Origin of the sequence: Streptomyces sp. NRRL WC-3742 (genome assembly GCF_000720635.1) — a bacterium.
Taxonomy (GTDB): domain Bacteria; phylum Actinomycetota; class Actinomycetes; order Streptomycetales; family Streptomycetaceae; genus Kitasatospora.
Genome location: NZ_JOCF01000200.1, coordinates 1 through 326, shown reverse-complemented (window position 1 = coordinate 326; position 326 = coordinate 1). Strand labels below are relative to the sequence as shown.

Below are 326 nucleotides of genomic sequence, written 5' to 3'. Positions count from 1 at the left end.
CACCGCGTCCGTGGTGATCTCCATCGCCGCGTCCGACGCGTAGCACTTGGCCGCCGCACCGAAGAACGTCAGGTCACCGTCACCGCGCTGGGACCTCGCCGCGGCGGCGTAGGTGAGCTGGCGGGCCGCCTCCAGCTTCATCGCCATGTCCGCCAGCATGAACTGCACACCCTGGAACTCCGCGATGGCCTTGCCGAACTGGCGGCGCTCCTTCACATACCCCTTCGGCGTAGTCCAGCGCGCCCTGCGCGATACCCACCGCCTGCGCGGCGATCGTCACCCGCGTGTGGTCCAGCGTCTTCATCGCCGTGGCGAAGCCCGTGCCC

1 pseudogene is annotated in these 326 nt (G+C 69.6%); it reads right to left on the bottom strand.

The features are described 5' to 3' along the window. Positions 1–326: pseudogene (locus IH61_RS0140050) on the bottom strand (acyl-CoA dehydrogenase family protein); the annotation flags it as partial.